Source organism: Ruegeria sp. HKCCSA071 (genome assembly GCF_017872555.1).
Classification (GTDB): Bacteria; Pseudomonadota; Alphaproteobacteria; order Rhodobacterales; family Rhodobacteraceae; genus Ruegeria.
In genome coordinates this window covers 973,519-989,577 of sequence record NZ_JAEDOX010000001.1, presented here as the reverse complement: position 1 = coordinate 989,577, position 16,059 = coordinate 973,519, and the positions used below count along the sequence as shown (strand labels likewise).

Genomic DNA, 16,059 nt, shown 5'->3' with positions numbered 1-16,059 from the left:
ATGCCATGCGAAAGGCTGCCCAATGAGCTTTGAGACACCCGGCCCGGTCGAGGCCCGGCTGCGCGACGCGATCAGCCCGATCGAAGACATTATTGAAGAGGCGCGTGCGGGCCGGATGTATATCCTGGTCGACCACGAGGATCGCGAAAACGAGGGCGATCTGGTGATTGCTGCCGAGTTCGCCGATGCCGAGGCCATTAACTTTATGGCCACCCATGGCCGTGGCCTGATCTGTCTGCCGATGACAGCAGAACGGGTCGAAGCACTTGGGCTGCCGATGATGGCGGTGAACAACTCGTCCCGGCACGAAACCGCATTCACCGTGTCAATCGAGGCGCGCGAAGGGGTCAGTACCGGGATTTCTGCCGCCGACCGTGCGCTGACCGTGGCGACTGCGATCAACGAGCAGAACACGATGGCTCATATCGCAACGCCCGGCCACGTCTTCCCCTTGCGCGCCAAGCGGGGCGGGGTGCTAGTGCGTGCCGGTCATACCGAGGCTGCCGTTGATATCTCACGTCTGGCCGGTCTGAATCCCTCGGGCGTGATCTGCGAGATCATGAAACCCGACGGCACCATGGCGCGTCTGCCTGATCTGGTTGAGTTTGCGCAAGAGCACAACATGAAGATCGGCACGATCAGTGACCTGATCGCGTACCGGTCGCGCAACGACAATCTGGTGGTTGAAACCTCGCGTCAGATGGTGACGTCAGAATATGGCGGCGAGTGGGAGATGCGGCTGTTCACCGATCAGACCCATGGCATCGAACATGTGGTCATGATCAAGGGCGATATCACCACACCCGAACCGGTGTTGACCCGCACCCATGCTCTGCACGAGGCCCCCGATATTCTGGGTCTTGGTCCGAAATCCTCGCGCGAACTGCCGCGCGCCATGGAAAAGATTGCTGAAGAAGGACGGGGCGTGGTCTGCCTGTTCCGTCAACCGCGCAACTCGCTATATGCCACGGGCGACGAGGGGCCGCGCACAATCAAACAAACCGGTCTGGGGGCGCAGATCCTGTCCAAGATGGGAATTCAGGAACTGGTTCTGCTGACCGACTCGCCGCAAACCGTATATCTGGGGCTTGACGCGTTTGGCCTGTCCATCGTCGGCACCCGTTCGATCCTGAAGGAAGACTGATCATGGCTGCTCAAGACGAACATGGCGTTCTGCCGACACCGACATTTGACAAGCCGGTCAAGCTGCTGATCGTGGCGGCGCCGTTTTACCGTGCGATTGCAGATAACCTGATCACGGGCGCGAAGGCCGAAATCGAAGCCGCGGGTGGAACCTGCGAAGTAGTCGAGGTGCCCGGCGCGCTGGAAATCCCGACCGCTATCGCAATGGCCGATCGTCAGTGCAACTTTGACGGCTACGTCGCGCTGGGCTGCGTCATTCGTGGCGAGACAACGCATTACGAAACCGTTTGCAACGACTCTAGCCGGGCCATCCAGTTGATGGGCCTGCAGGGCCTGTGCATCGGTAACGGTATTCTGACCGTAGAAAATGATGCGCAGGCCGAAGTCCGCGCGAACCCCAAAAAGATGAATAAAGGGGGTGGGGCTGCTGCTGCGGCCTTGCATCTGATCGCGCTCAGCCGTAAGTGGGGCTCTTCCAAAAAGGGCGTCGGTTTCAAACCGCCGTCCGAGTCCATCCTCGTGGCGGGCGACAGCAACGGACCCTCGACAGCATGACCAAGACAGACGCGCCGAAACCGGCCAACCAGAAACGCCTGATGAAATCCGCCGCCCGGCTTTATGCCGTGCAGGCGCTGTTCCAGATGGAACAGTCCGGGCAAACGACCGAAGCTGTCGTGAATGAGTTTCTGGATCACCGTTTTGGCGCTGTCTATGAGGGTGAGGAGATGTTGGATGGCGACATCTCGGTTTTCCGGTCCCTGGTTGACAATGCGGTGAACTATCAGGCGGCCATCGACCAGATGACCGACCGTGCACTGGTGGCCAAATGGCCGATTGCGCGCATCGATCCAACCCTTCGTGCGGTGTTCCGTGCCGCAGGTGCCGAGCTGACCCAAAGCGACACGCCGCCAAAGGTTGTCATTACCGAATTCGTCGATGTGGCGCGTGCGTTTTTCCCGGAAGGCAAAGAGCCGAAATTCGTCAACGCAGTGCTGGATCACATGGCGCGTGAGGCACAGCCCGAGGCATTCTGACGCCTTTACGAGAACCAAATATGCGCTAACTTGAATGTCATCGCGCAAAGAGGTTCGCCATGCCCAAACTGATCCGCCTTTATATCACGCAAGTTGCCTGGGGCTTTGTCATTTCGGCTGTGTTTGTCGGCGTCCTGTTGGCGCTGAATGTTGCAAACCTGCGCCATCTGATAACCAGTTCGGAAATCGGCCTTATCGCTTTGGTGATGATCTGGTTCATGAACGGCATTGTCTTTGCGGGTGTCCAGTTCGCCTACAAGATCATGAGCATGGCAGAAAAGCCGCAAGGCCCGCGCCGGGGCACCCCTGTTGTACACAGCTTTAAACCGGCGGTCGCAAAGCAGGAAGCCCCAGCAGGGCGCTGAATTTCAGGGGAAAATGTGGCGGGACCACCAAACAACCGTGTGGTTTGATTCCCGAGGACCTGTATATACAGGTGGGCGCCAGGTAATCAGGCCAGGACCTGAACAGAGCCAGCCCCCTCGGAATTGCTTAAGGCCACCAGAATGCTACCTGTCACAAGAAGGGCAGAACCCGCCACGCGCTTAAGTAGGGCGTCTGACGGGTTCGCACAAGAGGTCAGGCATCAACAGTTTCGTGCAATGCCGTGCGCATCTTGCCAAAGTGTTCGTCCCATCCCTTGTCTAGCGCCAGGATCAGGCCAAAGGCATCGGCCCCCTGCGGCAGGCCTTCATGCCGCAGGTCAAGGCGCGTCCCTCCTGCGACGGGTTCCAGGGTCCACTTGACCACGCTCACCGCGTCGCCCATCGGTTTTACGGTGAACGTGTATTCCAGATATTTGGGAGGGTTGGCAACGCGAACCTCACCCCAAATCAACAGGTCGCCGCTTGTCGTGCCAAACATCTCCAACTTTTGACCCGCGGACAGAGGGTGTTGAGGTTTGTGGAACCATTCCGCCAGACGATCCGGGTCTGTAAGATAAGCCCATACCGTTTCCGGTTCGGCCCTCAGAAAGATCGATTTCTTCAGAACTGCATCGGTCATTTCGATTTCCTTTCAACAGCTTCCTTGAGAGAGTTGAGGCGATCGTCCCAGAACTGGTCAAAATACCTGAGCCAGTCCAGAACGGGGGCCATCCCCTGTGGTTCAAGACGGTTAATGCGTTCGCGGCCACGGGTTTCGACGGTGATCAAGCCGCCGTCGGATAGCACGGTCAGATGCTTTTTGACCGCGGCCCGGGTCATGTCGAACTGGTCTGTCAACTGCCCGATGGTCATGTCCTGAGACGAGAGCAATTGTACAATGTCCCTACGTGTGGGATCGGCCAGCGCACGGAACGCGTTTTGAGTTCGGTTATCCATAAGCAACTCCAGAAGAGATACCATTTGGTATCGTATTAATATGATACCAAATGGTATTATGTCAAGCGCGATGGAGCGCTTTACTTTTGTTCACCAATTGTTCACATTTGAGGTATGTTGTTAGATTTGCAGCCCGGACAGAAACTGGCGCGTGGCGTCGCACGCCACCTTGCCGCGCATGGTTTTGTTTCTGTTGAAGAATTCGTTCCGGCACGTGGTTTGCGTGTCGATGTGATGGGGCTGGGTCCCAAAGGTGAGATTTGGGTGATCGAATGCAAATCCAGCCGTGCCGATTATCAATCGGATGCCAAATGGCAGGGCTATCTGGAATGGTGTGACCGATTCTTCTGGGCCGTGGATACCGAGTTTCCGACCGATCTGTTGCCTGACGAAACGGGCTTGATCATTGCTGACGCCTATGATGCCGAGATCGTGCGCATGGCGCCTGAGGACAAGCTTGCCCCGGCGCGGCGCAAGAAGATGATCCAGAAATTTGCGACAGATGCGGCACGCCGACTGCATGCGCTGCGCGATCCGCGCTTATAAAAGCTCAGCCTTTGACGGCGAGGGCGGCCTGTATCGCAGCGCGGATCTCATCGGCGATTTCTTCAGCTTCTTCCGGGTCGAAATCCATCGGAATCTCGATGCCGTCGGCTTCGATGAACAAGCGTACCATCCCTTGATCGGTCGGACCGATTTGCAGGTTGGCCTGAATATCGCGTTCGGTATTGATGCCCATCTATGCCTCCGAGACTGAGCATTCGTGCTAGCGCGCACGGGGTTGAGAATCAAGTCACCTTTGCGGTCAGATAAAACATGGAAAATGTGGTTCTCAGAACGTTTCGCCCCGATGATGCCGCGTGGCTGGTCGAACAGCACGGGTTGCTCTATGCGCGCGACGAAGGATTTGATGACAGCTTTGCCCCATTGGTTGCGCGCATCCTTGAGGAGTTCATTGCCAACAATGACCCGTCCTTTGAAAAAGGCTGGATTGCTGAACGGGCTGGGCAAAGATTGGGTAGTATTTTCAGCGTGCGTGTTGACCAGACAACCGCCAAACTGCGCCTCTTCCTGCTAGTCCCCGAGGCGCGGGGACTTGGGTTGGGGAAACAGCTGTTGCAGACCTGTACAGACTTCGCACGCGAGGCCGGATTTCGGGAAATGGTTCTGTGGACCCATGAAAGCCATACGGCTGCCTGCGCGCTTTACAGGGCGTTTGGCTGGGAACTGATCGACAGCAAACCGGTGCATTCCTTTGGGGTCGACCTTGTCGAACAAAGCTGGAGAATTCGGCTTTAATCCTCTTGCATTCCCCGGGCGCGTTCGGTACATCGCCCCTCACAAAGTGCCGCCTTAGCTCAGTTGGTTAGAGCGCTGGATTGTGGATCCAGAGGTCCCCTGTTCAAGCCAGGGAGGCGGTACCATTCCCCCAAAATCGACTGTCCGTGTTCGCACCGCCAAGCGTATTACAAGTGTAGTGTAGGCTTGAACGCCGGTATGTCCGGGGCGATGACCTTTAGCGCGCCAGGTTCAGTTTGAACCGCATTTTTGCCCGTTTGGCGGTGGGCAGGTGGCGGTTCAGGCGTTTGTTGATCAGGCCAAATCCCCCGACAATCACCAATGTCAGCAAGATGAAATAGAAGGCCAGAATTGGATAGGGGATGAAGGGGTTGAACGTTTTGTCCGCGAAATAGCTGGCGTAATAGAGCGCGTCGCCACGTTGCTGCCAGGCCGGAAAGGCCGAGAAGAAGACCAGCGTGGTGGCATGGAACAGAAAGATCGCCTCGTTTGTGTAGGCCGGCCAGGCCAGACGCAGCATGGTGGGCCAGACGATCCGCCGAAACCGCGACCAGCCGGACATGCCATAGGCATCTGCCGCTTCGATATCTCCCTTGGGGATCGAGCGCAGGGCACCGTAAAAAATCTCACCCGAATAAGCGGCAGTGTTCAGGAACAGCACGATCAGCGCCCCCAGCCAGGCAGAGGTAAAGGCGTCGAACATCGGATATGTTTTCTTCAGCGACAGGAAGAAGAAATAAGCAAAGAAGAACTGGATAAAGAGAGGCGAGCCCCGGAACAGAAAGATGAACCATTCGGCAGGTTTGCGCAGCCATTTGTTGGTCGAGGCTTTGCCGACGGCCAGTGCAGTGGCCAGAAAGAACCCGGTCGCCAGCGCCATGACGCCGAAATAGATGTTCCAGATCATGCCCGAGCCGATCAGGGTGAATTGTTCGCACAGGGTGAAATCGGTTTTAGGCAGCAGGCGCTCGCCAAAGCCAAACGACCGCAGGCCGTAATCCTGAATGGTCTGGATGCAGCTCATGATCGGGCTCCTTGGAAAGGAGATTGCGGGCGCGAAAGAGATTGCTGTGCAATCGCGTGCGGCACCCGGTTGCTGTCGTGAACGCGGATCATCATGCCGTGGTCTCCTTGCGCAGAAGCTCTCCGCCGGAAGTGGCCTGTCCGTGGGACAATCGCCGCATCAGTTTTTCCAGCCCAATCTCCGAGAAACGGGTCATGCCAAGGTAGAAGATCAGCAGGAACAGGAAATACCACATGCGCCAATCGCCATGTGGATATTGCGTGAATTTCGAGGTTTTGGTGCCGCCAAGTTCGCGCGCCCAATACACGATATCTTCGACGCCCAGCAGGAAGAGCAGGGGTGTCGCCTTGATCAGCACCATCCATAGATTGGACAGGCCGGGCAGCGCGTAGACCCACATCTGAGGTACGAGGATTTTCCAGAACGTCTGGCGGCGATTCATACCATAGGCTTCGGCCGTTTCCAGTTGCGCATGTGGTACGGCGCGCATTCCGCCGAACAGGACATTGGCCGCAAAGGCGCCAAAAACGATAGAGAAGGTGATGACCGCAAGGAAAAACCCATAGGTTTCATGCACCCATTCAGGCGCGGTTCCAAGTGGCAGCTTGGCGGCCTGACAAACGATGAAATCATTGCCCTGGCGGATTGGGTCGGTCCAGTCCGGGCACAAGATCTTATGCCGCGTCCACTCGAACGCCTGATCCAGCGCGATGACGAAAAACAGGAAAAACGCAATGTCGGGCACGCCGCGCACAATCGCAATATACCCTTTGCCCAACCAGCTGAGCGGGGGGAAATGCGAGCGCGCTGCCATGGCACCGGCAAACCCGAAGCCAAGAGCGACAGGGGCGGTCACAGCCAGCAAGGCCAAAACCTTGATGAAAGACAGGTAGAATGACCAGTGGACGCCATTGGTCAGGTAGCATGAAAACCAGCGGAACGTGCCCAGCGTGTCAGGATCAGCGCAGTACGAGAACATATGGCGTCTTTCCAACGTCTGTTCCGGCCAAGCCGGAAGCGGCCCGGCACAGAAGCGCCGGACCGGGATTGGTCAGGTCTTAGTTGGTGACGACCGAACCGTCAGTACCGTATGTGGCGGTGCCTTCACCGAACCACTTGATCAGCATCTCGTTCAGCGTGCCATCCGCTTTCATCGACGTGATGGCTTCGTCGAACTTGCCGCGCAGTTCACCGTCGCTTTCACGCAGCCCCATGCCGACGCCGCCGCCCAGCGGAACCGGATCGCCGACAAAGACCAGCTCACCGCCCGATTCCTCGACCAGCGGCACCAGATAGTCGCGGTCGGCCAGAACGGCATCGGCTTCGCCGTTACGGACGGCTGCAATGGTTTCTTCCGGGGTCGCGAATTCGACCAGGGTTGCACCGGATTCGGCAACGTGGCCTGCCTGGATCGTGGAGGTTTGCGCCGCAACGACACCACCAGTTACGTCTGCCGAGTCAGAGGTCGCAACATAGGCCGACGCGGTCGGTGGGTAATAGTCTTGGGTAAAGTCGATGACCTCATCACGTTCGGCAGTGATCGACATACCGGCGATGATGGTGTCGTAGTTGCCCGAGACCAGGTTCGGAATGATCGAATCCCAGTCGTTCTTGACCCATTCACACTCCAGGTTGGCGCGTTTGCACAGCTCGTCGCCGACCTCACGCTCGAACCCGTCGATTTCACCTGCATCGTTGATGAAGTTGTAAGGAGGGTAGGCGCCCTCGGTGCCCATGCGGACTGTGTCGGCCATCGCGATACCAGCAGTCAGCGCCAGGGCTGCAGTGGACAGAATCAGGTTTTTCATTGGTTACTCCCCAGTTTGGTTCTGTTCTTGAAGTTAAGCCGCCTGAGTGGCGGAGAGAAAGCCCCGAAGCCGCTCGGATTCGGGTGACGTAAAGATATCTTCGGGCAAACCTTCTTCCTCGATCAGGCCCTGATGAAGAAATACCACGTGGCTCGAGATATCTGCTGCCATTTTCATGTCATGAGTCACGATAATCATGGTGCGCCCTTCGGCTGCGAGATCCTTGATCACCTTGATCACTTCCTGTTCCAGTTCGGGATCCAGCGCTGAGGTCGGTTCGTCGAACAACAACGCCTGCGGTTCCATGCACAGCCCCCGTGCGATCGCGGCGCGCTGTTGCTGACCGCCGGACAATTGTGCCGGATAGGCGTCGCATTTGTCACCAATACCAACTTTCTCAAGGTATTTGCGCGCGCTGTCTTCCACTTCGGCCTTGTCGCGGCCCAGAACGGTCACAGGGGCTTCCATCACATTTTGTAGTATGGTCATATGCGCCCACAGATTGAACTGTTGAAACACCATCGACAGGTTGGTGCGGATGCGCAGAACCTGCTTGGGGTCCGCGGGGCGACGCCCATGGCTATCGCCCGACCATTTGACAGGCTCGCCTTTGAACAGGATTTCACCCTGCTGGCTGTCTTCCAGCAGATTGCAGCAGCGCAGCAAAGTTGATTTTCCTGACCCCGATGACCCGATCAGCGAGACCACGTCGCCGCCATGTGCTGTGATATCCACCCCCTTCAACACTTCCAGATTGCCGAAGCTTTTGTGAAGGTTTTTGATTTCGATGACGGGAGCGGTTTCTGTCACGGGCAGTCCAGTAGTTTGTGGTGTTGGTGCGGTACTAGGGCCGAAAAATTTGCTCAATGCAATGCGCAATTCGCAAATTCAGGGTCGGAAACAGCCAAATTGACCAAATGCACCCGACAATTTGGTCATCAGATTATTCGCTGTGCGTATGGCGGTGGCGGGGTCGGTACGGACAGGTACCCCTCCGCCGGGATGTCGACCAGCCCCTGAATGTGCAGCGTTTTGCGGTCGTGTTCGGTAAGGCTGTTTATCGCAACTCGAACTGCGTCTGCGACCTGATCAACGTTTTGGTCGGGTCCGGTAATATAGGGCAGGGTCGGTGTCGGAGAGGTTTTTGCCAGTTCGCGCAGGCTTTCGCCCAGATCGGTATGTTCCTGCAACATCATCCAGGTCAACGCATCCAGTGCGGCGAAATCTGCCTTCCCGTCCGAGACCGCCTGCGCCGACAGCGCGTGACCGCCTGTCTCCAACAGCGACGCAGGATGCAGGTTCTCCCGGGACAGATGTGTGATCGGTGCTGCCCAGCCGGATTGGGACAGCGCTTCGTTATACGCGAAGATACCGTCAGTCATGCCCGCCAGCGTGCGGTTGTCGTCGCGCCGCGCCACAAAGACCGAGCAATAATGCCCGGCAGGACAACCGGGAAGGCCGTAATCCGGGGTGCCCACCAGTTGAACCCGATCATGCAAGCGTGTGCGATAGGGCATTCCACAGGTCTGTGCCAGCACCAGATCGGGATCAAGCCAGACCTGCCAAACATCGGCGCCTCGGGTCAGCTGTTCCGGACCATGTCCCAGATGCGTGCGAATCAACCCCCAGAACCGGTCATTGGCGGCCTGAACCTCGGGCATGTCGTACATGCCAAGCATGGCTATCAAGATTTGGCGGCCTTTTGCCGGGCCAAAGCCGAATCTACGTCGCTGACCCCCAGCAGGCTGACAACCAGACGCAGAAGCGAATCCTCCTCACCCGTACGGTGGCCATCAGCCAGGGCCACTGACCACAGCGCCTGAACCACCGCCAGCCGGTTTTCATAAGCGACTGCTTCCTTGATGGCACGGGTAAAACGGACCGTGTCGGGGGCTTCAGCCTCCAGATCTTCGGCACGGGCGCGCAAAGCCGCGCTTTCGAATGGGGACAAACCGTATCGTTCAGCCGAGATGCGGTCGATGCGCGCCATCTCGGAATCAGAATAATCGTTGTCAGATCGTGCCAGTCGCACCAGCAGGGCCGTCAGGGCCAGGCGGGCATCATCTTCGACAAGCGGGTCGGGCTTGGGCTGTGTGAGCCTGGAAAGAAAGTCACTGAACATGGGTTAGATATAGCGGGCGCTTAACTCACATCCAAGCGGCTTTGGACGCGCTCGCGCGCTGCCTGACTGTCATTATAGCTCAAGCCCATGGCAATGCGGGCTTCTTCGACGATCTTTATCTCGCCCTCGTCCGAACTGCCATCCGCCAGAACGATTTCCCACAACGCGTCAAGGGCTGCCAGCCGCTCTTTCAGGTCCGTGGTTTCCCGGATCAGTTTGCCGAACGTATCAGTTTCCGGTGCCGCAGCATGTAGCTTTTCGCAGGTGGCCCGAACCTTGGCCGCCTCAATCGCGTTATGCTGGTAAAGACGGGCCAGTATCTTGTCGATCAGACTGATCTCTTCCAGCTTGTAATCGCGATCTGCCTGCGCGACACGCACCATCAGAGCACCCAGAGCAAGTTCTGCATCCGGGTCCGGCAATTGTTCATGATGAGGCGGTCTGAGCGCCTTAAAGAACCTTTTCAACATAACAAACACCTAGACGACAGGTCGTGATCGGCCAAGCACGAAATGTCGGTCTTGCTATAGTATGGCGTATGTCCCACGCTGAATCAGAACTGCGCGGCACCGGGTACGCACAGGCCGACAATCAATCGTTGACCAATATCGATGGGTTGCAATTTGTCCTGAGGAAACAGAAACCTGTATTTACCCGGCCATGGCCTCTTTGGCCGTGTTCTGCAACCAGGCCAGCATTTGGCGATAGGGAACCGGGCCGTAGCTGATCCGCGCGACCCCGAGCTTTGCCAGAGTGGGCGTATCCGGCGTGCCGGGCAGGGCGATGATATTGACCGGTAAGGCCGTGGACTCGCAAAGCCGGGCGATCAGGGCTTCGCTCTTTAGCCCGGGTGCAAAGAATCCGCTGGCGCCTGCATCAGCATAGGCATTGGCACGGGCAATGGCCTCATCCAGCATCGTGTCGTCATGGGTGTCCGCTTCGGCCTTCAGGAAGATATCTGTGCGCGCATTGACATAGGCGGGAATAGTCGCGCGCGCGCAAGCGTCGCTTACCGCTTCAACACGTTTGGCCTGAGTGGCGATGTCATAGAGACCGTCGCCACCTATGATCTGGTCTTCAAAGTTGAACCCGACAACACCGCAGTCCAGCGCGCGCCGAACGTTTTGCGCGATCCCTTGCGGGTCTTCGGCATAAGCCCCCTCGAAATCCAGTGTTACCGGCAGATCAACAGCCGCAACGATACGGCGTGCATTGTCCAACGCGGCCTCAAGTGGAATGTTCTGCCCGTCGCCATAACCATGCGCCATGGCAACAGGGGCACTGCCGGTCGCGATGGCCTGGGCACCAGCGTCCCGAACAGCCCCAGCGCTGCCAGCGTCCCAGATATTAAACAGGATGACAGGATCGCCCTTCTTGTGAAGGCTGGTAAAGGTCACGGCTTTCTGGGATTGGCTGGTCATCGGAACTCTCCTGTTGTCGCGAATCCTACAGCTAACGCTGCGACAATGACCCGGCCAGAGTTTTTGCGACCAGCCAGGTCATTTTGAGGTGACGGCACAGGCACAGATTGCGTCAGCTTCGCACAGCACCTGTGACTTGCATCGGTTTGAAACCAAGGTCTCAGGCTTCGCCCACGGCGCCAGAGACGAATTTCGCGCTAAACGCAGATTCGCCCAGACGTTGCAGAAGACTCAGCTGTGTCTCCAGCCAGGCTTTGTGACCTTCTTCTTCCATCAGGATGCGTTCAAACAGTGTACGCGAACCAACATCACCGGCCTCAGCCGCCTGTTGCGCTGCATTGGTGTAGAAGTCGACGGCCTCACTCTCGTCTTTGAGATCAGAGGCGAACATCTCTTCCAGCGTGCCTGCTGCGGCCGGGCTTTTCTGAAACGCAAGCTCGGGGGTTCCACCCAGAAACAGGATACGTTCGATAAAGGCGTCAGAATGCACCAACTCTTCCTGCATCTCGCCCCGCATTTTCTCAGCCAGAATGTCAAGGCCCCAGTCGTCCAGAACGTGCGCGTGCAACTGGTATTGGTGCGCGGCAGTAAGCTCCATATGAAGCGCTTGCTGAAGGTTTGTGATCGTTGTCGCGTTGCTCATCGGAAATCTCCTGAAACCGTGAAATGCAAAAGCAGAAAACCTGCCTCTCCACACAGTTAAGAGGTCAGCCCCCACGAAACAACGTGGGGTGACAGTCCGACACAGTCAGGGATCAAACCAGGCGCGAGGTGTCTTTCGCGGCCCGCACAAATTCGCGAAACAGCGGATGCGGGTCAAACGGCTTGGACTTCAGTTCCGGATGGTACTGAACGCCGATGAACCACGGGTGATCCGCCCATTCCACGATTTCGGGCAGACGTCCGTCCGGCGACATGCCCGAAAACTTCAGGCCCGCTTTTTCAAGTTTGTCGCGATACTTGATGTCCACCTCATAGCGGTGGCGGTGACGTTCCTCGATCTGCGTGCCGCCATAGACCTCGGCCACTTTGGATCCGTCCGCCAATACTGCGTTGTAAGCGCCAAGGCGCATTGTGCCGCCCTTGTCATCGCCGACCTTGCGCTCGACCTTGTGGTTGCCCTGTACCCACTCCTTGAGGTGATAGACCACCGGTTCAAACCGTTTCTTCCCGGCCTCATGGTCGAATTCCTCGGACCCGGCTTCGGTGATACCCGCAGCGTTTCGTGCGGCCTCGATCACCGCCATCTGCATGCCAAGACAAATGCCCAGATAGGGAACCTTGTGCTCGCGCGCGTATTGCGCCGCCTTGATCTTGCCTTCGGTGCCACGCTCGCCAAAACCACCGGGGACAAGGATGGCGTGGAAGCCTTCCAGATGCGGGGCTGCGTCTTCGGTATCGAAAACCTCGGCATCCACCCACTCGATCTTGACCTTCACGCGGTTGGCCATACCGCCATGGGTCAGCGCCTCGGCAATCGACTTATAGGCGTCTTCAAGTTGCGTGTATTTGCCGACAATTGCCACTTTCACTTCGCCTTCGGCGTTGTGGATGCGGTCGCTGACATCTTCCCATTTGGCCAGATCGGGCTTGGGGGCGGGGCTGATCTGGAAGGCATCCAGAACGGCCTGATCCAGCCCCTCGCGGTGATAGGCCAGCGGCGCGTCGTAAATGGTGGACAGGTCCTGCGCTGCGATCACGCTGTCTGGACGCACGTTGCAGAACAGGGCCAGCTTTTCCCGTTCCTTGGTCGGGATCGGCCCTTCGGACCGGCAGACCAGAATATCGGGGGCCAGACCGATTGAGCGCAGTTCTTTCACCGAGTGTTGGGTCGGTTTGGTTTTCAACTCACCGGACGCCTTGATATAGGGCAGCAGCGTCAGGTGCATAAAGATGCACTGACCGCGCGGCTTGTCCTGACTGAACTGTCGGATGGCTTCAAAGAAGGGCAGGCCTTCGATGTCACCCACGGTACCGCCAATCTCACACAGCATGAAATCAACCTCATCCTCGCCGATGGCGATGAAATCCTTGATCTCGTTGGTGACGTGCGGGATCACCTGAATGGTCTTGCCGAGGTAATCGCCGCGGCGTTCCTTTTCCAGCACGTTTGAATAAATCCGCCCGGAACTGACCGAGTCGGTCTTGCGTGCCGCGACACCGGTGAAGCGTTCGTAATGGCCAAGGTCCAGATCGGTCTCGGCGCCATCATCAGTGACAAATACTTCGCCATGCTCAAAGGGCGACATCGTGCCGGGATCGACGTTCAGATAGGGGTCCAGCTTGCGTAGACGCACCGAATAACCGCGGGCCTGCAACAAAGCGCCCAAAGCTGCCGAAGCCAGCCCTTTGCCCAAGGACGAAACCACACCACCGGTGATGAAAATAAAACGTGCCATAGTTTTTCGGCTGCTCCCGTGAGACGTCAAAATCAGCTGCCCGGCGGTTCCGAAAAACCGCTGCATCACGGGACTTCACGTATAAAGGATTCGCGCCAAAAGCGCAAGAGAACCGCAAGATGCTGTTGCAGTCCTCTTTCAGGTTTCTAGGTTTTGTGGATCAATCCGCCTGCGGGATCAGCGGCGCGTTGTCGTCCTGTGCCGGCGGCAGAAGATCATCAACCGACGGAATAGCCGGTGCGCTTTCCTCGGTCGAAGCCGGTGCCGGAACGCCCAGACGGTCGATTACCGAGCTGCCCGAAGATTTCTGAGCCGCAAGAATGGTCAGCGTGATCGAGGTGACGATGAAACACGCTGCAAGTATCCAGGTCAGCTTGCCCAAAGCCGTCGCTGCCGCGCGACCGGTCATCGCACCACCGCCACCGCCCATGCCAAGGCCACCGCCTTCAGACCGCTGCATCAGGACAACGGCGATCAGGCCCAGAGCCAGAAGAAGATGGATGATGAGAACGACGTTTTCCATGGTGGTCCTGTACAGCGTGGCGTGTATCGCGTGGTACTTATGCAAGTTTGCCAGCGGGGGCAAGTCAGGAGTTGGCATCAACTTCCTTGATGTATCCCATCACGTCAAAGGGACTGGACAGTGCGTTGAGTTGTGACGCAGGCTGCGGCCATGCCACATGACGATCACGACCACCCGCATGCCCTGTTGCCACCCGAACCCGCATTGCGCGTCAAAGCGCTTGAGACGATTCTGACTCGCAAAGGGCTGATCGATCCGGCGGCTCTGGATGAGATCATCGACACCTATCAGAACAGGATCGGGCCGCAAAACGGTGCGCGCGTCGTTGCCAAAGCCTGGAGCGACCCTGCCTTCAAAGCCGCCCTGCTTGAAGACGCCACTCCGGTCGTAGCCGACCTTGGCTATTATGGCCGCCAAGGCGAACATATGGTGGTTGTCGAGAACACACCGGATCGGCACAACATGGTCGTCTGCACCCTGTGCAGCTGTTACCCTTGGCCACTGCTGGGTATCCCGCCCGGATGGTACAAGTCCGACGCCTACCGAGCCCGCGCGGTGCGAGAACCGCGCAAGGTGCTGGCCGAGTTCGGCGTCACCTTGCCCCAAGACACCTCTGTACGGGTTTGGGATTCGACGGCCGAAATTCGCTACCTTGTCTTGCCCATGCGCCCTGAAGGCACAGACGGGATGAACGAAGATGAACTAACCGCGCTTGTGACGCGCGACAGCATGATCGGCACTGGCCTTCCCAGGGTGCCCGCATGACCCGCGTTCACGATATGGGAGGCCGTTTCGGTGATGGTCCGATACGTCCAGAGGCAGAGAATGCGCCGGTCTTTGCTGAAGACTGGCACGCCCGCGCTCTTGCGGTCACACTTGCATCTGGTTTTCTGGGGCAGTGGAACATCGACGTTTCACGCCACGCGCGCGAACGCCTGTCCCCGAAGGACTACACCCGGTTTTCGTATTATGAGAAATGGATATCCGGTCTGGCCGATCTGCTTGTCGAAAAGGGTGTTCTGACATTGGAAGATCTGCGTGGCGTGCGTGGCGACAAACCGCACCCCTTGGCAGACAGAGCGCTCAAGGCGGAAGCGGTGTCCGCAGCGCTGGCCAAAGGCGGGCCTGCGGACAGGCCTTCCAATGTTGCGGCGCTGTTTTCTGTGGGGCAAGAGGTTGTCACGGTCCGACCGGCAGCAAATCGTCTCGTGGATGGGGGTCACACGCGCCTGCCTGTTTATGCATCCGGTGCCAGGGGGCGAATCCTGCGCCTGCACGGAACCCATGTTCTGCCCGATTCCAATGCGCATGGGTTGGGTGAGGCGCCAGAGCCGATTTATGCAGTGGCCTTTGCGACATCTGAGCTCTGGGCCGCCCCCGAACATCCCGCCGACCAGGTGGTTCTGGACCTCTGGCAAAGCTACCTGCAACCGGCATGAACGACTGTATCTCATACGGAGCCCCCGAGCCGGTTTTTGCTCAGCCCTGGCACGCTCAGGTCTTTGCCGTCACCGTCGCGCTGAACGAGGCTGGGCGGTTCGAATGGGCGGATTGGGCGGCGCGCTTTTCAGCGATACTGAAACGCAATGGACTTGCCCGGGAACTGGATGGCGGTGACGATTACTTCCACGCATGGCTGGAAACGCTTGAGACATTGCTGGCCGAACAGGGCGCTGCCATGCCGAAAGATGTGCAGGATGTGCATCAGGCCTGGGAAGAGGCTTACCTGACCACTCCGCACGGGCAACCTGTCCACTTAGGATGACAGTGTTAGGGGGCTCTGCCCCCGCCGCCCGTTCCGGGCGCCTCCCCCGGGATATTTACAGCCAGATGAAGCAAGGGATCCGCTCTTCATCTGGCTGCAAATATCCCCGCCGGAGGCATCGCGCGCTTGCGCGATTTTCCTCTGCGGCGAAATATCGGTTTCCCTGCGGTTTTTGGCCCGCTATATGAGCCGGGTTTGA

General features: G+C 57.9%; 23 protein-coding genes and 1 tRNA gene. 10 read left to right on the top strand and 14 right to left on the bottom strand.

Features of this window, described 5'->3' with window-relative positions; all coding sequences use genetic code 11:
* Window positions 1-22: 22 nt before the first annotated feature.
* Genes ribB through I9188_RS04925 form a run of 4 tightly spaced genes read left to right on the top strand, consistent with a single transcriptional unit; the run spans window position 23 to window position 2,542 of the window.
* The gene (gene ribB, locus I9188_RS04940; RefSeq protein ID WP_209504308.1) at window positions 23-1,144 is read left to right on the top strand and encodes a 3,4-dihydroxy-2-butanone-4-phosphate synthase; all 1,122 of its coding nucleotides are present in this window, start codon (window positions 23-25) and stop codon (window positions 1,142-1,144) included.
* Between the two features lie 2 nt (window positions 1,145-1,146).
* Window positions 1,147-1,698 carry a 6,7-dimethyl-8-ribityllumazine synthase gene (locus tag I9188_RS04935; protein WP_209504307.1) on the top strand — a complete coding sequence of 184 codons (552 nt, stop codon included), beginning with the start codon at window positions 1,147-1,149 and terminating at the stop codon, window positions 1,696-1,698.
* Window positions 1,695-2,177 carry a transcription antitermination factor NusB gene (nusB, locus tag I9188_RS04930; RefSeq protein WP_209504306.1) on the top strand — a complete coding sequence of 161 codons (483 nt, stop codon included), beginning with the start codon at window positions 1,695-1,697 and terminating at the stop codon, window positions 2,175-2,177. The genes I9188_RS04935 and nusB overlap by 4 nt, the downstream gene beginning before the upstream one ends.
* Before the next feature lie 59 nt (window positions 2,178-2,236).
* On the top strand, window positions 2,237-2,542 hold the full coding sequence (locus I9188_RS04925; RefSeq protein WP_209504305.1) for a hypothetical protein: 306 nt from the start codon (window positions 2,237-2,239) through the stop codon (window positions 2,540-2,542).
* Between the two features lie 214 nt (window positions 2,543-2,756).
* Here I9188_RS04925 and I9188_RS04920 read toward each other — a convergent pair whose 3' ends face one another.
* Complete coding sequence (locus tag I9188_RS04920; protein ID WP_209504304.1) at window positions 2,757-3,182, bottom strand: SRPBCC domain-containing protein; 426 nt, start codon at window positions 3,180-3,182, stop codon at window positions 2,757-2,759.
* Window positions 3,179-3,499: a metalloregulator ArsR/SmtB family transcription factor gene (locus I9188_RS04915; RefSeq protein ID WP_209504303.1), complete on the bottom strand. Its 321-nt coding sequence runs from the start codon at window positions 3,497-3,499 to the stop codon at window positions 3,179-3,181. The genes I9188_RS04920 and I9188_RS04915 overlap by 4 nt, the downstream gene beginning before the upstream one ends.
* A 114-nt stretch (window positions 3,500-3,613) precedes the next feature.
* Here I9188_RS04915 and I9188_RS04910 point away from each other — a divergent pair, with 114 nt between their 5' ends.
* Entirely contained in the window at window positions 3,614-4,045 is a 432-nt protein-coding gene (locus I9188_RS04910) for an MmcB family DNA repair protein (protein ID WP_209504302.1), read from the top strand.
* A 4-nt stretch (window positions 4,046-4,049) separates the two neighbouring features.
* Here I9188_RS04910 and I9188_RS04905 read toward each other — a convergent pair whose 3' ends face one another.
* Window positions 4,050-4,238 (bottom strand): DUF6324 family protein, encoded by a 189-nt coding sequence (locus I9188_RS04905; protein WP_117869403.1) that lies wholly within the window; start codon window positions 4,236-4,238, stop codon window positions 4,050-4,052.
* A 77-nt stretch (window positions 4,239-4,315) separates the two neighbouring features.
* On the opposite strand from I9188_RS04905, the gene I9188_RS04900 reads away from it, so the two are divergent.
* Window positions 4,316-4,798 carry a GNAT family N-acetyltransferase gene (locus I9188_RS04900; protein WP_209504301.1) on the top strand — a complete coding sequence of 161 codons (483 nt, stop codon included), beginning with the start codon at window positions 4,316-4,318 and terminating at the stop codon, window positions 4,796-4,798.
* A gap of 48 nt (window positions 4,799-4,846) precedes the next feature.
* A tRNA-His gene (locus I9188_RS04895) sits at window positions 4,847-4,923 on the top strand.
* 92 nt (window positions 4,924-5,015) lie between these two features.
* On the opposite strand, the gene I9188_RS04890 is transcribed toward I9188_RS04895, so the two are convergent.
* The 11 genes from I9188_RS04890 to secG all read right to left on the bottom strand — a co-directional run bounded on the left by I9188_RS04890 (window position 5,016) and on the right by secG (window position 14,095).
* Entirely contained in the window at window positions 5,016-5,822 is an 807-nt protein-coding gene (locus I9188_RS04890; RefSeq protein ID WP_209504300.1) for an ABC transporter permease subunit, read from the bottom strand.
* A gap of 91 nt (window positions 5,823-5,913) precedes the next feature.
* Window positions 5,914-6,801 carry an ABC transporter permease subunit gene (locus I9188_RS04885; protein WP_209504907.1) on the bottom strand — a complete coding sequence of 296 codons (888 nt, stop codon included), beginning with the start codon at window positions 6,799-6,801 and terminating at the stop codon, window positions 5,914-5,916.
* A 79-nt stretch (window positions 6,802-6,880) separates the two neighbouring features.
* Window positions 6,881-7,630: a transporter substrate-binding domain-containing protein gene (locus tag I9188_RS04880; protein WP_209504299.1), complete on the bottom strand. Its 750-nt coding sequence runs from the start codon at window positions 7,628-7,630 to the stop codon at window positions 6,881-6,883.
* A 33-nt stretch (window positions 7,631-7,663) separates the two neighbouring features.
* A complete protein-coding gene (locus I9188_RS04875) occupies window positions 7,664-8,440 on the bottom strand; it encodes an ATP-binding cassette domain-containing protein (RefSeq protein ID WP_209504298.1) in 777 nt (258 codons plus the stop codon).
* A 128-nt stretch (window positions 8,441-8,568) separates the two neighbouring features.
* Complete coding sequence (locus tag I9188_RS04870; RefSeq protein ID WP_348540318.1) at window positions 8,569-9,309, bottom strand: PhnD/SsuA/transferrin family substrate-binding protein; 741 nt, start codon at window positions 9,307-9,309, stop codon at window positions 8,569-8,571.
* A gap of 5 nt (window positions 9,310-9,314) precedes the next feature.
* Complete coding sequence (locus I9188_RS04865; protein ID WP_209504296.1) at window positions 9,315-9,752, bottom strand: TerB family tellurite resistance protein; 438 nt, start codon at window positions 9,750-9,752, stop codon at window positions 9,315-9,317.
* Between the two features lie 20 nt (window positions 9,753-9,772).
* Window positions 9,773-10,222 carry a TerB family tellurite resistance protein gene (locus I9188_RS04860; RefSeq protein WP_209504295.1) on the bottom strand — a complete coding sequence of 150 codons (450 nt, stop codon included), beginning with the start codon at window positions 10,220-10,222 and terminating at the stop codon, window positions 9,773-9,775.
* Between the two features lie 180 nt (window positions 10,223-10,402).
* A complete protein-coding gene (locus I9188_RS04855; protein WP_209504294.1) occupies window positions 10,403-11,173 on the bottom strand; it encodes an isocitrate lyase/phosphoenolpyruvate mutase family protein in 771 nt (256 codons plus the stop codon).
* 160 nt (window positions 11,174-11,333) lie between these two features.
* Complete coding sequence (locus I9188_RS04850; protein WP_209504293.1) at window positions 11,334-11,816, bottom strand: bacterioferritin; 483 nt, start codon at window positions 11,814-11,816, stop codon at window positions 11,334-11,336.
* Between the two features lie 112 nt (window positions 11,817-11,928).
* Complete coding sequence (locus I9188_RS04845; protein WP_209504292.1) at window positions 11,929-13,572, bottom strand: CTP synthase; 1,644 nt, start codon at window positions 13,570-13,572, stop codon at window positions 11,929-11,931.
* A gap of 160 nt (window positions 13,573-13,732) precedes the next feature.
* On the bottom strand, window positions 13,733-14,095 hold the full coding sequence (gene secG, locus I9188_RS04840) for a preprotein translocase subunit SecG (protein WP_209504291.1): 363 nt from the start codon (window positions 14,093-14,095) through the stop codon (window positions 13,733-13,735).
* Window positions 14,096-14,245: 150 nt separating this feature from the next.
* On the opposite strand from secG, the gene nthA reads away from it, so the two are divergent.
* The 3 genes from nthA to I9188_RS04825 are packed head-to-tail and all read left to right on the top strand — an operon-like array spanning window position 14,246 to window position 15,860.
* A complete protein-coding gene (gene nthA, locus I9188_RS04835) occupies window positions 14,246-14,860 on the top strand; it encodes a nitrile hydratase subunit alpha (protein WP_209504290.1) in 615 nt (204 codons plus the stop codon).
* Window positions 14,857-15,534: a nitrile hydratase subunit beta gene (gene nthB, locus I9188_RS04830; RefSeq protein WP_209504289.1), complete on the top strand. Its 678-nt coding sequence runs from the start codon at window positions 14,857-14,859 to the stop codon at window positions 15,532-15,534. Before nthA ends, nthB begins: the two co-directional genes overlap by 4 nt.
* Complete coding sequence (locus I9188_RS04825) at window positions 15,531-15,860, top strand: nitrile hydratase accessory protein (protein WP_209504288.1); 330 nt, start codon at window positions 15,531-15,533, stop codon at window positions 15,858-15,860. Before nthB ends, I9188_RS04825 begins: the two co-directional genes overlap by 4 nt.
* Window positions 15,861-16,059 lie beyond the last annotated feature (199 nt).

Bases quoted from the DNA above. Each gene is read 5' to 3' on its own strand.
- ribB (WP_209504308.1), top strand. From the start codon at position 23: ATGAGCTTTGAGACACCCGGCCCGGTCGAGGCCCGGCTGCGCGACGCG.
- I9188_RS04935 (WP_209504307.1), top strand. From the start codon at position 1,147: ATGGCTGCTCAAGACGAACATGGCGTTCTGCCGACACCGACATTTGAC.
- nusB (WP_209504306.1), top strand. From the start codon at position 1,695: ATGACCAAGACAGACGCGCCGAAACCGGCCAACCAGAAACGCCTGATG.
- I9188_RS04925 (WP_209504305.1), top strand. From the start codon at position 2,237: ATGCCCAAACTGATCCGCCTTTATATCACGCAAGTTGCCTGGGGCTTT.
- I9188_RS04920 (WP_209504304.1), bottom strand. From the start codon at position 3,182: ATGACCGATGCAGTTCTGAAGAAATCGATCTTTCTGAGGGCCGAACCG.
- I9188_RS04915 (WP_209504303.1), bottom strand. From the start codon at position 3,499: ATGGATAACCGAACTCAAAACGCGTTCCGTGCGCTGGCCGATCCCACA.
- I9188_RS04910 (WP_209504302.1), top strand. From the start codon at position 3,614: ATGTTGTTAGATTTGCAGCCCGGACAGAAACTGGCGCGTGGCGTCGCA.
- I9188_RS04905 (WP_117869403.1), bottom strand. From the start codon at position 4,238: ATGGGCATCAATACCGAACGCGATATTCAGGCCAACCTGCAAATCGGT.
- I9188_RS04900 (WP_209504301.1), top strand. From the start codon at position 4,316: ATGGAAAATGTGGTTCTCAGAACGTTTCGCCCCGATGATGCCGCGTGG.
- I9188_RS04890 (WP_209504300.1), bottom strand. From the start codon at position 5,822: ATGAGCTGCATCCAGACCATTCAGGATTACGGCCTGCGGTCGTTTGGC.
- I9188_RS04885 (WP_209504907.1), bottom strand. From the start codon at position 6,801: ATGTTCTCGTACTGCGCTGATCCTGACACGCTGGGCACGTTCCGCTGG.
- I9188_RS04880 (WP_209504299.1), bottom strand. From the start codon at position 7,630: ATGAAAAACCTGATTCTGTCCACTGCAGCCCTGGCGCTGACTGCTGGT.
- I9188_RS04870 (WP_348540318.1), bottom strand. From the start codon at position 9,309: ATGCTTGGCATGTACGACATGCCCGAGGTTCAGGCCGCCAATGACCGG.
- I9188_RS04865 (WP_209504296.1), bottom strand. From the start codon at position 9,752: ATGTTCAGTGACTTTCTTTCCAGGCTCACACAGCCCAAGCCCGACCCG.
- I9188_RS04860 (WP_209504295.1), bottom strand. From the start codon at position 10,222: ATGTTGAAAAGGTTCTTTAAGGCGCTCAGACCGCCTCATCATGAACAA.
- I9188_RS04855 (WP_209504294.1), bottom strand. From the start codon at position 11,173: ATGACCAGCCAATCCCAGAAAGCCGTGACCTTTACCAGCCTTCACAAG.
- I9188_RS04850 (WP_209504293.1), bottom strand. From the start codon at position 11,816: ATGAGCAACGCGACAACGATCACAAACCTTCAGCAAGCGCTTCATATG.
- I9188_RS04845 (WP_209504292.1), bottom strand. From the start codon at position 13,572: ATGGCACGTTTTATTTTCATCACCGGTGGTGTGGTTTCGTCCTTGGGC.
- secG (WP_209504291.1), bottom strand. From the start codon at position 14,095: ATGGAAAACGTCGTTCTCATCATCCATCTTCTTCTGGCTCTGGGCCTG.
- nthA (WP_209504290.1), top strand. From the start codon at position 14,246: ATGCCACATGACGATCACGACCACCCGCATGCCCTGTTGCCACCCGAA.
- nthB (WP_209504289.1), top strand. From the start codon at position 14,857: ATGACCCGCGTTCACGATATGGGAGGCCGTTTCGGTGATGGTCCGATA.
- I9188_RS04825 (WP_209504288.1), top strand. From the start codon at position 15,531: ATGAACGACTGTATCTCATACGGAGCCCCCGAGCCGGTTTTTGCTCAG.